The sequence below is a fragment of the Variovorax sp. WDL1 genome, from assembly GCF_001541225.1.
Classification (GTDB): domain Bacteria; phylum Pseudomonadota; class Gammaproteobacteria; order Burkholderiales; family Burkholderiaceae_C; genus Variovorax.
Genome location: NZ_LMTS01000025.1, coordinates 63,585 through 77,176 on the forward strand (window position 1 = coordinate 63,585; position 13,592 = coordinate 77,176).

At 61.5% G+C, this 13,592-nt stretch carries 16 protein-coding genes; 1 reads left to right on the forward strand and 15 read right to left on the reverse strand.

Going from position 1 to position 13,592, the window contains the following annotated elements; all coding sequences use genetic code 11:
- Nucleotides 1-93: 93 nt before the first annotated feature.
- The 13 genes from traV to APY03_RS02610 all read right to left on the reverse strand — a co-directional run bounded on the left by traV (nt 94) and on the right by APY03_RS02610 (nt 9,413).
- Nucleotides 94-732, reverse strand: coding sequence for a type IV conjugative transfer system lipoprotein TraV (gene traV, locus APY03_RS02550; protein ID WP_068673560.1), 639 nt, complete (start codon nt 730-732; stop codon nt 94-96).
- 16 nt (nt 733-748) lie between these two features.
- On the reverse strand, nt 749-1,012 hold the full coding sequence (locus APY03_RS02555; RefSeq protein WP_068673562.1) for a disulfide isomerase DsbC N-terminal domain-containing protein: 264 nt from the start codon (nt 1,010-1,012) through the stop codon (nt 749-751).
- Between the two features lie 35 nt (nt 1,013-1,047).
- Entirely contained in the window at nt 1,048-2,427 is a 1,380-nt protein-coding gene (locus tag APY03_RS02560) for a TraB/VirB10 family protein (RefSeq protein ID WP_068673564.1), read from the reverse strand.
- A complete protein-coding gene (locus APY03_RS02565) occupies nt 2,420-3,217 on the reverse strand; it encodes a type-F conjugative transfer system secretin TraK (RefSeq protein WP_083944120.1) in 798 nt (265 codons plus the stop codon). Before APY03_RS02565 ends, APY03_RS02560 begins: the two co-directional genes overlap by 8 nt.
- On the reverse strand, nt 3,183-3,773 hold the full coding sequence (locus tag APY03_RS02570; RefSeq protein ID WP_068673568.1) for a TraE/TraK family type IV conjugative transfer system protein: 591 nt from the start codon (nt 3,771-3,773) through the stop codon (nt 3,183-3,185). Before APY03_RS02570 ends, APY03_RS02565 begins: the two co-directional genes overlap by 35 nt.
- Before the next feature lie 17 nt (nt 3,774-3,790).
- Nucleotides 3,791-4,084, reverse strand: coding sequence for a type IV conjugative transfer system protein TraL (locus APY03_RS02575; RefSeq protein WP_068673570.1), 294 nt, complete (start codon nt 4,082-4,084; stop codon nt 3,791-3,793).
- A gap of 73 nt (nt 4,085-4,157) precedes the next feature.
- Entirely contained in the window at nt 4,158-4,466 is a 309-nt protein-coding gene (gene traA, locus APY03_RS02580; protein ID WP_068673572.1) for a TraA family conjugative transfer protein, read from the reverse strand.
- A gap of 134 nt (nt 4,467-4,600) precedes the next feature.
- Nucleotides 4,601-5,185, reverse strand: coding sequence for a lytic transglycosylase domain-containing protein (locus APY03_RS02585; RefSeq protein ID WP_068673574.1), 585 nt, complete (start codon nt 5,183-5,185; stop codon nt 4,601-4,603).
- A gap of 15 nt (nt 5,186-5,200) precedes the next feature.
- Nucleotides 5,201-5,560 (reverse strand): hypothetical protein, encoded by a 360-nt coding sequence (locus APY03_RS02590; protein WP_068673576.1) that lies wholly within the window; start codon nt 5,558-5,560, stop codon nt 5,201-5,203.
- Nucleotides 5,561-5,670: 110 nt separating this feature from the next.
- Nucleotides 5,671-6,162, reverse strand: coding sequence for an OmpA family protein (locus tag APY03_RS02595; RefSeq protein WP_068673578.1), 492 nt, complete (start codon nt 6,160-6,162; stop codon nt 5,671-5,673).
- A 4-nt stretch (nt 6,163-6,166) separates the two neighbouring features.
- Nucleotides 6,167-6,793, reverse strand: coding sequence for a hypothetical protein (locus tag APY03_RS02600; protein ID WP_068673580.1), 627 nt, complete (start codon nt 6,791-6,793; stop codon nt 6,167-6,169).
- Nucleotides 6,790-7,209, reverse strand: coding sequence for a hypothetical protein (locus APY03_RS02605; RefSeq protein ID WP_146039477.1), 420 nt, complete (start codon nt 7,207-7,209; stop codon nt 6,790-6,792). Before APY03_RS02605 ends, APY03_RS02600 begins: the two co-directional genes overlap by 4 nt.
- A gap of 56 nt (nt 7,210-7,265) precedes the next feature.
- Entirely contained in the window at nt 7,266-9,413 is a 2,148-nt protein-coding gene (locus tag APY03_RS02610) for a helicase C-terminal domain-containing protein (protein ID WP_068673584.1), read from the reverse strand.
- 397 nt (nt 9,414-9,810) lie between these two features.
- On the opposite strand from APY03_RS02610, the gene APY03_RS02615 reads away from it, so the two are divergent.
- Nucleotides 9,811-10,524 (forward strand): DNA-binding protein, encoded by a 714-nt coding sequence (locus APY03_RS02615; RefSeq protein WP_068673586.1) that lies wholly within the window; start codon nt 9,811-9,813, stop codon nt 10,522-10,524.
- A gap of 488 nt (nt 10,525-11,012) precedes the next feature.
- Here the strand turns inward: APY03_RS02615 and APY03_RS02620 are convergent, their stop codons facing one another.
- Together APY03_RS02620 and APY03_RS02625 are read right to left on the reverse strand one after the other, a co-directional pair.
- Entirely contained in the window at nt 11,013-11,981 is a 969-nt protein-coding gene (locus tag APY03_RS02620; protein ID WP_083944121.1) for a ParB/RepB/Spo0J family partition protein, read from the reverse strand.
- A gap of 4 nt (nt 11,982-11,985) precedes the next feature.
- Complete coding sequence (locus APY03_RS02625) at nt 11,986-13,242, reverse strand: ParA family protein (protein WP_162487200.1); 1,257 nt, start codon at nt 13,240-13,242, stop codon at nt 11,986-11,988.
- Nucleotides 13,243-13,592 lie beyond the last annotated feature (350 nt).

Genomic DNA, 13,592 nt, shown 5'->3' on the forward strand with positions numbered 1-13,592 from the left:
GTCCGGCTTTACGAACGCAGTGAGGCGCTTGAGCAACTTGCCTGCTTGTTTCAAAGATATCTCCTACGTGGGCTGTGGTGGCGCTGCCGACGTTCAGTTGAGTCGCTGGTACGGTTGCGTAATGCCGTTCGATGTCGAAGGTGCAGGTGCTGACGAAGTTGTCGTTCCGGTAGCCGCCTTTGACTCGGGCGGTTTTGACGGACCGCTCGGCGTCGTGGCACGGTTGGTGGAGTTCACTTCCTTGGGGGTGAATCCCAGCTGATTGGGCTTGGTGGGCTCAAACATCCCGCCTGCGGCCGCTGCGCCAGGCTTGGTCAGGCTGCCGTAGTTCCAGGCGCCAGGTGTGGCGAAGTACGTGTACTCGCCAGACCGCAGGTTTCCGTCGGCATCGACGTACGGCGCAACCCAGACGCGCATTACTTTCGGTTGTTTGAACACCGGCAGCCCCTGCTGCGCCGCGTCGGGCATGTTCGACGCTTCCCCGCGGAAGAATGGCTGCGCAGCCTCAGGCGACTGCTCGCCCGTCTTGGCGGTGCGAGGCTGGCTTTCAAAGACGGATTGTTTGTGATTGCCTGCGCCCTTCCCTTTAGTCGAAAGCTTGTACGCATCCTCCATCGAGGCGCATTTCGCGGCGGGCACATCGGCGAGCGCGCATTCGTATTCGACGTGGCCCAAGCCAGCACAGGCCGACAGCAAGGCGGTCACGGAGGCAGCAATAAGGAGGCGTTTCATAGGAACTCCGGGTCTTTCATTCATTCGTGTCGGTGGGGTCCATCTGGCGGTCCAAGCCCTTGCCAGTAGCGGTGTCGAACACCACCCCCATCAAGAAGTAGCGAGCGGACTTATCCGCATAGGCAACCTCTCCGTTTTCTAGTTGCAGCGTGACGAGCCCTGGCACTGCGGCGGGCCACGCCTTCAGGAAGCGGGTGCCGCGCAGGGTGCCGCGCAAGCGCGAGAGAACCTCGTCCGCTTCAAGCTGAGTCAGACGCCCGCCAACTTCGGCGGCGGGCATCACGGCTGCAGCGGGTGGTGGCGCCGCCGTGGCCATCAGTTGTTCGGCTTGACTTCTTGAACGAACTGCGACTCACCCGTTCCCCAGTTCAGCGAGACGCTGTTGGTGAAGACGATGGTCCCGGTTCGTCCGGTGTCGATGGACACCACCGGGAAGATGGCTTGCGCCTCTTTCAGGTAGAACTCCGCGATTTGCTGCGCTGCCGTTTGAGCGCCAGAGAGGCCGGACGCCCGCAACGCCGCCGCACCGCCCAACGAGCTCATAGTGGAGCCTGTCGACAGGTTGGACGTCACGGTGCCCTGGGCCTGACCCAGTGCACCGGAGAGACCCTGTGCAAAACCAGCGAGGAGCGCCTTGCCAAGGCGTGCGCCTTGACGGTCCATCACTTTGCCGCGAAGCCCTAGCTTCCCGTCACTGTCCACCACGTAGCCTGCGACTTCCTGCGACAGAATCAGGCGGTCGCCCTTATCCACGCACGAGAGGCGATTGAACCGCACGTACACCCGCTCGGCAGACAGGTCGCCGTAGCCGTTGCCCAGCACGAAGCAGTTCTTGAGGCGGTACTTGGCGGCACCAGGCAGCGTGGCCTGCTCCGTCACGTTCATCAGAACAGGCATCGGATTCGATTGCGTCGTCACCGACGTACCCGCGTCCAGGCCGTTGAGCAGCACGACGGGTGCGAAGCCGCCTGCCGGCAGGAGCCCGGCAGACTCGTTCTTCTTGTACGAAATCTTCGAGTTGACGGAGGGGCCTCCTGCGGGTGCGACTGCAGCGCTGGTGTCCTTCACCTCGAAGACCATCGGTGCGACCGGGGCGGACTGCATCGTTGGCGTAATGGGAGGCAGCGAAGCGCCAGACGCACCGGGGCCTGCGGGAATGGGAATCCCCCCTGCCGGCCGCGCGGGCGCAGCCGGAGGCGGCGGGGGAGCCTCTGGTGCTGCGAGCGAGCCGATGCCGCCACTGTTGCCTTGGCTGGGTGGGGGCACGACGCCGGCAGGCAGGGGCGTATTCGACCTTGCACCGGTGCCGCCGTTGGCAGCCGCATTCCGGGCAGCAAGGTCTTGCTGCGCGACGCGCTCCTTCAGCGAGAGGTTGTCGGACTTGAGCTGCTCCAGCATTTGCTTGAAGCCCTCCAAGTCCTTGCCGAACTTGGCCTCGAACGCCACCTTGTCCGCGTTGGGCGGGGTCACGTTAATCATGGCCGCCTCTTTCTTCGGGCCATCGGGCAAGTTCGACTTCTTGTCGGAGAAGGCGGCCGTGCTGATGACGGCGACGCCCGCCAGGCCGACGGCGACATAGAGCCAGCGACGTTGGACGTTCTTTTGCTTGCCGCCGACCTTGATGGCCGATGCGGACGCGGGTGCCGCCTTCGACTTGTTGTTGATGAACAGTCCTGGCTTTTTGTCGTCACTCATCGCCGAGCTCCTCCACTACGAACAGTTGCGGGCTGCTGTTTGCGTCCACGGTGTCGCCGTCCAGCAGCACAGCGTTGATGCCTTCACGGTAGAACTGATTCGGGCTGACCACGGCGGTCTGGTCCTGTGCAGCAACCAGCGAGAAAACCAAGATTCGCTTGGCGCCGTCGCTCCAGCCCGCCATTGGTACGACCGTGAACTTGTCGAAACGGGTCGGCCGGGGGAGGCTCACGGGCTCGAAGCCGCTCGGCGGTTCGCCGCCAGTCGTCAGCGTCTTCAGCAGCTCGATATCCGCGCCGCGCGGCGAGGACCCCTTTTGTCCGTCGCTCACGAGAGGGCCTTGGGTGCGCGCGGCAGACGGGGGCTTGAGTCGAGCACCATTCACTGGGTAAGTGATGCCTGGCACAGCCTTGGGCACCACGCGCAACTTCTCTACCTTGCCGCTTTGCAGCTCCACCACCATCTGTACCGGGCGGTCGGCACCACGCGTGAACTGCAGCAGTACCTGGGTACCGCCCGAGAGCGTGATTGGGTCGCCGGAGACAGGCGAGCCCGCCGGGAAGATGAAGCGCTTTGCAGGTTCGCTGAAGACGAAGGTATTGAATTCGTAGTCGGACACCGTCACGACGCCCGGCTCGGGCAGTTCGATGGTGGCACCCTTGACGGGCTCGACTTGCTTCTTCGCGGGGGCAGCGAATGCCGTAGCCGAGAGCGCAAGCCCAGCGACGAGTGCCAGAGCCACGGCGAGTGGCTGCTTATTTGTCTTGTTGTTGACGCAGGTCGGCGACATGCAAGTACCCCTTGTAAACCTTGTAGGTGATGACGTAAGTCAGCTTGGCGCGCAGCGTTTCCTTGCCGCCGACCCAGCGCAACTGGGTGCCATCGATTTGGACGCGCTTGCCGTCCGGAGAGACCTTGACTTCGGACGGATAGAACGACTGGGTCACCCCCCGACGCTTGAAGTCCTCGGCCTGCGCGAGCAGTGGCTCGCGTTGTTCGCCATACAGGTCCTCCGTGAGCCGGTTCAGGAACCGGGTCGTTTGCGTAACGACGTTGTCCGGAATGAAATTCAGGATGAGTGAGGCATCGGACATGGCCGCGTTCGCCATGTACTCGGAGCTCGTGCCGCGAATCTCGCCGTTGGTGGTCACGGTGACACGGGTGCCGGAGGCGGCCAAGTCGTGCGGCACGAGAACCACAGGCGTGTTGCGCTGCTGATAGATGAGCGCGCTGACCAGGAAGATGACAGCCACACCAAGGGTGTAGGTGGCGCTCTTCCAGGCCTGCGCGGTTTTGAACGCGTTTGCGACGCTGTCCAGGTAGTTGTTTTGTTTCGGGTCTGACATGTGTTAGGCCTGGTGGCTTACTCGGTAAAGTCGTTAAGCCACGCGGGTTTAAACCTGGTCTTCAGCGGCGCGTCCAGCTGTAGCCCGTGCGCCCACAAAAAGTGCTGCATCGCTCCGCGCTTGGAGCCACGCTTGAGATACCGGGCGCCAATGAGTACGCCGCCGCCCATCAAGACACCGAGAATCCACATGTGCGCGATGATTCCGAAACCCATCAGAATCAGTGAAAGCGTGAACTCCAAGGGGTCCCAAAACATGATTGGGATGGGCGACTCGAGGTCGAAGGGAAAGACGTGCGACTCTTGGTCCATGCGCTACTTCCGGGGGAAGGAAAGAGAGAAGAGAGATAGGGGCGGTCTCCCGCCCCTACTCGTCAGGCCGCGCTTAGATGAGGCCGCCACCCACCATGATTTGCTGGATGATGCTGGGGCCCCAGTGCAGGAAAGCACCGCCAGCGATACCCGTCAGCGCGGGCATGGGGCTGTTCTTGGCAACGCCGATGGCGCCGCCCATGAGCAGCATGGTGGTGGCCAGGCCAACGCCCAGGGCGCCTGTGGTCCAACCGTCCACGGTCTTCCAGAAGCTGTAGAACGCGTCGTTCTGGTCCAACTGGCCAGCGAACACCGCCGGGGAGGCACCGGCCACAGCCAGCGCAGCGAGGGCCTTGCCCTTCAGGGTACGGAGAAAAGTCATTTAAAGCTCCTTGCTTCGTTGAGGTGATGTGTTTGCAAACACGCGCTCGAGAGCCGGAGCCGTTGGTTCAGGCAGCGAGTGCCTACCGTATAGCGATGGGTTTATACAACCCGGAAGTTTTTTCTGAGCTAGCGCTATTCGCTTCCCGTCTCGTCCGACGATAGGGAAAAGACGAGTTGTTTCGGCTTGGCCGGAGAGGCCTGCGCTTGACGAATAGGCGAAGTGGCGGCGGCGGTGGGGGTTCCATCCGCGGTGCGGCGAATACCGCGCTGCGCATCGACATAGTTCTGGAAGCCCCACCAGAAGCCGATGACGTCGCTGGCGTACTTGTGGCCGATGCGATAGCGGTTCGGCGTCCAGTTGTTGGGCCCAATGTTGTAGGCCACGATGGCGTTGAACCAGTCGCGCTTCTTGTTGAAGTTGTCGCGAATGATGTAGGCGCTCGCGTTGATGTTCGTGCAGAAGTCGTCGCGCAGATGCTCCTTCCTCAGGCCGAACTTGGCGAAGTACTCGACCCACTTCGTGTTGACCTGTGCGGGGCCGAGGTCGAAGCTTCCGTCGCGATTCTTGCTGCTCGCGCCGACCCGCCCGTTCTCCTTTCGAAGAATCGCGTGCAGGAGTAGCTCCGGTACGTCGTAACGCAAAGAGGCCTGTGCAGCGCACTGCACGGCCTCTCGCGTGACATGGGCGTACGGAGGCAGCGACGGAATCCCGTCCATGGCCCAGGTCGGGGTTTACTCGGCGGCGGCTGCGGCGGCCTCCGCCGGCGTGCTCGGTTCGTCCAGGATGAACACGCGGTCGGCGACCAGCTCGTTCGAGAGGAACTGGTCGGCGTCCAGGGTCTTCACGACACCTTGGATGTGGCCGTTGATTTTGACGGTCTGGCCGACCTTGAGGCGGTCCTGCAGCTTCGGGAAGCGGTAGTTGGGGATGCGAACTTGGCCGGCGTTGATGAAGTCGACGACACCGCCGCTTTGTTCGCGCACCGGGCCCCACTGCACCATAAGCACAGCGCTGGCGCCCTTCTTGGGGTCCTTGGGGGTGGACACCGTAATCTTGCGGATTTCACCAACGATGAAAAGGTCGTGAATCAATTGAGTCTCCTGGGGGTACTGAGTCCGCTGCTTTCAGCGGGGGTTACTGGGGCTTTTTAAGGCACCCCTTCTATAGAAGATGCGTTTATATGAGCGCGTCTTCCTTGCACTCAGCGCTCAAATACTTCCACCCGCTGGTTCAGCGAGGCGCCCTCGGACGTGTGGCTGCGGGGCACCTCACTCGAGAACGACCGCACCGCCTCGACCCTGTGGCCGCGACGCTTCAAGTTCGCGGCGACAGCCTGGGCACGCCGCTGCGCCAGCTTGGCGGGATTCTTTTCGCCCGCGCCCGCGTGGCCGGCGACCAGGACGGTTGATTTCTTGTGAAGGCCGCGCAGCTCCGCAGCAGTCTGTTTGCTGATGAGCACAGAGTTCTTGGCGAAGTCGACGATGACTGTGGCGCCCTCCACCGGCATGGCGTGTGCGGCCTGGTACCCATTGGTAGGCTCAAGGGGTGGGAGCGGCACCGGGTCCGGCAACGGCGTGATGGGCGTTTCGACCGCAGAACGGGACAAGTCCCAGTTGGTACCGCCGACGACGTCGATGTGGTTTTGCCGAACGTTCTCGTGCTGGACGTGGGCGGGGACTTCAATCATGGGCATGCTGTTACTTCGCGAGAGTTTTCACTTTGGAGATGACTTCATCCCGAAGGCGCGTCAGCGAGCCTCCAGGCACGGAGGTGGGGTCGACGCTGGAGACGGGCCTTCCGTCAACGACGATGACGTAGGCAGGAAGGCTCTCAACACCGACTGACACGGCAAGGGTTGCCGCACGAGAAAGTGCGCCCTTTCCGCGCGGGCCCCGTGAGGCCTCGAAGAGAGCGGTGAGGTCCTTCTCCGGCATGTCCCCCAGCTGCTGCTGGAGCCAAACCAGCACCTGGTTTTCCTCGCCCAACGGGATGCTGAGGTCCTGCGCGCCACGGTAAATCGCGTTTTTGATGGTGTCAGCCACCGCCGGCGAAACGCCTCGAGCGGCGTAGTAGACGCGCTCTTTGGCGCCGCTCTCGGCCGGGTCAACCGGAACCGGGCCGCGCACGAAGCTCCCGCCGACGGCCTTCACCGCACTTTCGATAGCAACGTCCTGGGCCTCTGCGGCGCGGCAGACCGGGCACGAGAACGACATGATTTTCACGACGTCGACCGTAGGCGCGGCGCTGGCGAGTGAGGGCAGCATGAGTGCGCAAGCCCAGGCCAGCCCGACGGCTTGAAGGAAATGGCGGCGTTTCTTGGTCATTTTTTCTCCGGGGCGGCGGGCGCGGCCGGCGCTGCGGGGGTGGATGAAGCGGGCGCGGAGGCGGCCTTTTGCGCCGGGTTAGCAGCAGCGTCGTCGGCCGGCTTCTTCGCGTCAGGGCTGAGGCCCTGGGTAGCGAGCCACTCGTTGTAGGCGTCCTGGTAGATGAGGCGCCAGGTCACGTAGCGGCAGCCGTAGCCGAGGTTGTTGAACCACCCTTGAACCTTCGTCTGCTGTGAGGGGACCACCAGCGAAGACAACGACGTGGTTGCGTTCCCGACCCAGGCAATCGGAGCGCAGCCCCGTTCGATGCGCTTCTCCGGCGATGCGGCCAAGAAAATCCAGGCGACGAACGCCAGGAAGATGAGGCCAAAGAATTCTTTGTGAAGCATGAGGGGCAGCCCTTGCGGGCAAGTCAAGACAGTGCCCCGTATAGAGCGCCCCTTTTATGCGGCGGCTCGCCGCGGCTCCTTTGCTACTTGACGGCGACAGGCCGCGGCAGCCGCAAAGCAGGCATCGACCGTTTGCGAAAGCCTGGCAGGGCCTCCAGCATCTTTCGGCCCCACTGGGTGTAGATGAGCCGCTTGTCGAAGACCACGATTCGGCCCCTGTCCGATTCACGGCGCATCAGGCGGCCCACCATCTGGATGAGCTTGGTCAGTGCGTCGGGCATCGCACGTTGGGCGAAGTACTCCTTGCCCAAGACCTCGGCGAGCTCCTGCTCGACAGGCGAGGTCGGGACTGCGAAAGGAATCGCGCAGATGATGACGTTCACACAGTAGGCGCCGGGAAGGTCGAGGCCCTCCGCCATTGTTGCCAGGCCGCACAGGATGCTGCCCCGTCCCCGGTCGATGCGGTCCTTGTGCTCATGAATCAGTTCCTTGATGCCAAGGTCGCCCTGAGCAAGAACCGCGTTTCCGAAGTGCTTGTTCAATGTCGGCAGCAGCGCGTTCATCAACGAGCGCGATGGAAACAGGATGAGAGTTCCCTCGGACGCATCGATATTTGCCGGCATGTTCAGCTGCAGCTCCTCGATGTACTTCTCCCGTTCATCTTGGCGCGGGCTGTACTTCATGTCGATGAGCTCGATGGTGTTGTTGCGGTAAGGGAAGATGGGGTCGAGCTTCATCGTGCGCAGCACGTCACCGACACCGACGCGTGCCCGGAAGCGGTCAAACCCGTCGAAATCCTGAAGCGTTGCCGACACCATCGCGACGATGGCCCGCTCGCTGTCCCACAGCAGGCGACGCAGGACGTCTGCGCCTTCGAGCGGCGACACGTGAATGCTCGCCACCTCCGGCGTGCCGCCTTTGAACACCCAGCGAACTGCCCGGTCCGGCGCAGAGAACAGCTCGAGCCCCTTGACGATGGATGACAGCTGCGAGCCGAAGAAGGCGCACTGGTACAGGAGCTCGCCTATCGGCCCCTTCAATTCCGGGCTCTTCTCCGGAAGATTCGTTTTCTTGAGGGCCGCGCTGGCCTCCTTGATGCTCTCTTGCAAGAGCCGCGCATGGTCCAGCGCATGGGTCGCGGCCTTCAGCACGGAGGTGTCGAGCTTTCCGGCCGGGAAGCGATACTGATTGGTCTCCGGCTCCACCGTGATGGTCGACAGGGAGTCCTTCAAGCCAGCGAGCCCGTTCACCAGGCCACCGGTGTCGAAATCGTGCGCGCTGAGCTTGGCCTTCTCGAACAGGCGCACCAGCTCCCCCTTGCGCTGCCACCCCTTCGAGAAGCCGGCCATCCGACCGAGGTTGGCAACGCAGTCGTCGAGCACGAGGTTTGCCGAGCCTACGTCGATTGCCTTGTCAGGCAGATGATGGGCCTCGTCAAAAACGAGGAGATAGCGGCCGCCGGGGAACAGAGCATCGGTGGGGCTTTCCTTGGCCATGGCCAGGTCAGCCAAGACAAGGTCGTGGTTGGCCACGATGATTTTGGCTTCCGACAGGACCCGGCGCGACGCCAGGAAGGGGCACTCGCTGTGGAACTCGCACTTATGACCGAGACAGGTCTCGGACTTGGCTGCCACTTCCTTCCAACTGCCCGGTGTCTTGTCCGGGTAGCTGTCGACGTCCCCGTTCCAGGCGCCGCCGCGCCAGTGGTCGAGCATTGACTTCACGTCGACGGACACATCGACGTTCTCGTTGGAGCCCTGGTCGAAGAAGTCGAATTGGTTTTCCGCGTCGCCCTGGTTGGAAATGCGCTCGGCCGAGTTGACGCAGAAATAGCGACCGCGGCCTTTGGCCACGACCGCGTCCCGCTCGCTTTGAACAATGCGCGCCTTGACCAGCGTTGGAAGGTCGCCCTGCATGATTTGGGTTTGGAGGCCAACCGTCGCTGTCGCGATGACGACCGGGACCTCCTTTGTGGTCCGCAGCTTTTCCGAGGCAGCGATTGCGCCGACCAAGTAGGCGATGGTCTTTCCGGTGCCGGTGGGTGCCTCGGCAGCGATGGGCTCGTCGGCCACCATTGCACGGCAAACCTGCCGAGACAACTCAACCTGACCGTCGCGGACGATGAAGCCGGGGAGCTGGCCAAGCCGCTCGTAGCACTCGTCGATGAAGGTAAAAGCCGCGTCGGATGATTCGAGGCGGCTTGCGTTTGCGATTGGAATGACCTGTCCCATACTGTCCAATAGTTACCAGGGCCCGAGAAGGCCCAACCTTGCGACAGAGTAGAAAGAGGCTTTAAACGGCTTCGCCGCACCGGTCCGAGAAAGCGGTTCAGGTGCTAGCCGCCCTACCCTCGGCTGCTTGCGCCTGGACCCAGGCGCAGCTATTTACACCCGTTACGCTTGCCACCTGTTACGCAGGCGATGGAAAATTCAATGTTTCACGGCATTTTCACAAGGTGGCTTGCAGTTGTGAAAAATCGATGTGTGGCAACGACTTAGCGGCTTGGGACCGGTCAAACGGCGAGTTGACGTGTGTGGATGTTTCACGAAATGCACCAGTTTGCGGCTTAGCTGGGATAATCAGGCCGTAAATCTTTACGCCAAGTCTTAAGCCACCACCACCACAACAATGGCAGCAACCCCCTCCGATACCCGCAAGCGCGTTCGGGAAATTGCCGACCAGCTCCTCGCCGCCGGTACAGCCCCGACCTCCACTCTGGTGCGGAAGCTGCTTGGTAAGGGCAGTTTCGAGACAATCGTCGGCGAGTTGAAGCTGTGGGAAGCTGACCGCCAGCGCCCCCTGCCGAACAAGCGAGACCCCACTGCTGAGGCCCTCGATAGGGTGGGAGCTCAGCAAGCCGCAGAGTTGATTGCTCAGGCTGCGGACGCCTCGAAGTCACTGACTGCTGCGGTTGCCAGCGTCCGCTTGGCAGCGTCAGAGATTGCAAGTTTCCCTGCCCTGGTTGCCACCCTTACAGAGCAGGTGAGAGCGCTCACGCAAGTCGTCGAGGACGACCGGAAGGCGATGCGGGACGAACTCGCAAAGGCGAATGCGCGCTACGAAGGCGTCCAGAAGTACGCCATGACCGCTATTGAGGCGGCCCGCGCCGAGAGTCGAATGCTCCAGGAGCAACTCGCCCAAACGGGGGATAAGACTGGTGCCCGCGAATCGGCTTATCGTCAGCAGGCTGAAGACCTCCGGGTCCTCGTGCATCAGCTTCAGGGTCGCCTCGCCGAGCAAGGTAAGCGCAGTGACGACGTTGTTGTGCCTCCGCGACTCGACTTTGACCAAAAGCGTCCTGTACGTTTATCCAGTTATGAGCCCACTGGGCGGACCACCTAAACTGGCCGCCTGCGGCACCGCTGTCCCCAAGTATTTTGGTTGTCCCTAGTAGGGACAACACGACTTGCTGCCGAACCCGCCCCGTCCAGGTAGGGACTCAATTCACCTGTCCTACTCGCCGGTCGCTCGACGCTTGCACGCTGCTCGCGGACGTCGAAGGCGTGGTGGCAATCTGTCCCGGGAGTTTGTCCCTACTAGGGACAAAAGGCCTTCACGCCGCTGCTGGAATTCGAAAATGCGTCGCTGCGGGGTGACTCTGTCCCAGGGAATTTAGTTTGTCCCTACTAGGGACAAGACGCCGTCACGCTGCTGCTGGAAGTCGAAAATGCGTCGCTGCGGGGTAACTCTGTCCCAGGGAATCTAGTTTGTCCCTACTAGGGACAACGTGCGAAGCAGACCTTGTTAGCCTCGCCGGCGCATGCAGCTCATTGTTCTCGTGTGGGTCAGAGGGGCGCCAGAAAAGCAAAGGGCCCGAGGGCCCCTTTACTTCAGCTGAGCGATTTTAGTTTTGCGATGCGGTCCTTGATGAGCTCAGTAATGATTCTCTCAAGTTCATCAGCTTCCTGCGCTGATGTGAAAGCCATCGACAACAAGCCGTCCCGGCGTCTAATTCGGACGTAGCGCGTACCGTCAACCGCTAGGTCCGTACTTGGCTGCCTCCGGCGTTCCGCGTTCTTCTCTTTTGGGGGCGCTGTCACCCACGCAGGCGCCTTGCTTGCCTTCAGCTTACCCTCCACGACCAACTCGACGGCCTGAACAACGCGGTCGCCATGGTCCTTTGCAAGCGCCGCGAGCAGTTCGACCACGTTTGCCCCTATGACAGACGGCTTAGAAGCAACCAGCTGGCGGGCTGCTGCAGGCAAGCGTTCGAACGAAAGCAACCTGGCGACCTGCGACTTGCTGAGCCCTGACTCTGTCTCGAGCTCCCGAACTGTAAAACTGCGACTAGCCTTCCGCTGCGCGAGGCCCAAGTATTTCGCGTAGTCCGTCAGTTGAGGCGCAAGAAGATTGTCATAAAACGTGACTCGTTCGGCCTCATCATCCGACGCTTCACGGATGGTGACAAGCCACTCTTCCCGACCCAGCTCAAGCAGAGCTGCCTTGCGATGACGCCCGGCCAGAATCTGGAACCGTCCGGCGGCGGCCGGGCGTAGCTGCGCCGGTGTCGTTTGCGGGTTCTCCTTTAGGTTCGCCTTCAGGTTCGCGACGCGAACGGGGTCGAGAGGGCTTGAATGAAATGGCCCGTCATCGCACAGGTCTAGCCTGATTACCAGAGCCTTGCCTTGTTCTTTCTTGAGCCGTTCAATCTCCGCCTTGCTCTCAAGGTGCCCGCCCGTCAGGTTCATCAGCTGAGTCGGCGCAGGCAATGGCCGTTGCCGCACCATAGCCGGCGACGTCGGACCTGACAGGACTGCATCGCTGATTGCGCTCAGTTGTTCTCTGCCTTTTGTTGCCATCTTGTTACTCCTGTTCCGTCGCCGGAATCTGCCACACCTTCCGGCGAGTCATGAAATCAATCTCATCGACCAGCTTGTCGTAAGCGTCGCGTGCGCGCGAGAGCGTCTTAGCAGAACCCGCGTACCGTTCGACGTCGTAGACAGTGGAGTACTTGGCCCCTTCCATTCCCACGGCGGCCGTGTCGGGAATTTCCGTTTGCGTCAACATGTCTCCGTAGGAACCTTGCATCCACTTGAGAATCTCCTTCGTATACATGCGTTGGTGGTTCACCTTGCTCGGCACTGCAGCCACCCACGCGAAATCCTTCTGGCCCAACGCCAATCCAGTGCTTAGCTCCGACAGCATCGTCCAGAATTGCGCAGAGCTGACGAAGTCGATGCCTTCGGGCGGAAGCGGCAGGAGCAGCGCGTCGGCTGCCCAAATGGTTGTCATGTTCATGTACGACAGCGCCGGCGGGGTGTCGATGATGATGTAGTCGTACTGTTCACGAATCCCGGCATCAAGCGCCTTGTTTAGCACGTCCCAGAACTTGAACTCCTCGCCCCGGTTGTTTGCTTCCAACTGCCGCAAGGGCAAATAGAACTCACCCTGAGCAATCGCATGTGAGGCCGGCACCAAGTCAATCCCGTCCCAGTACGTCGCTTGAATCGACTCCTGCAGTGTGTCCCGTGCAATCTCGGAGGTCGCGTGCATCATTAAGGGCAGCACTGTTTCGCTCTCGGGTATGAACCCCGGCGTCAGGCCGAAGAGGGCAGACATTGACCCTTGCGGGTCGTAGTCAATGCATAGGACGTCATAGCCCTTCAAGCTCAAGGCCTGAGCCGTGCTCATGGCGGTCACAGTTTTACTGACCCCGCCCTTGAAATTGGCCACCGTTATGGTGGCGCCCGGCAAGCCGGGGGGACGGCCTGGCTTGCGGGTCGCCTTGACCCAGGCGCGGGCCTCAGACAGGGTGAAGCGGCGATTGCGCTCACTGCCGCCGTCGGCTTTGCCCTTGATGCCATCGCTCAATCCAGGTTCGAGCCCGCGGTCGAGTAGACGCAACATCTGGTCGCGAGACCTTCCGCATAGTTCCGCCAGCTTCGTCGCATTGAACTCCGGCGCCTTCTTGGCGGTTCCGCTAAAGAGATATTCTTTGAGCCGAGCTGTCTGGATTTCCAAGCGCTCGCCCAGCGCCGTTATGTCCTCCATGGTCACTCGAGAACTGACCAGGCTCACCGGCAACTTGTCGGCAAGCCCATCCTCAATCGCGCTATCCATAAGCATCCTCTTAGATTGTTAGTGACCGCCACAAATGCGCAGTCGCGTTGACGAGCGGATTCTGCCAGCACTTTTGTCGCTTGCGTGCGAAATACCAAAAAACTGACGAAGGACACGCGAAAACGGCACGTTTACGCCGTCTCCCAAAAATTAGCTCACCTTTGCCGGCCTGCGTACGGTGGTCTGGTCGCCAACTCTCCCCCCTGACAACAACTTAGCTCTCAAAGCTCGGCTCCGTCGAGGTTGGCACCATCCGTAAGCTAGCGCATGTTGCTGATACCCGGGCCTTCATTCAGCATCTTTCGTATCGGTTTTTGGCTCCCGAGCGCGGTTTCGACGGCTCCTAAAGG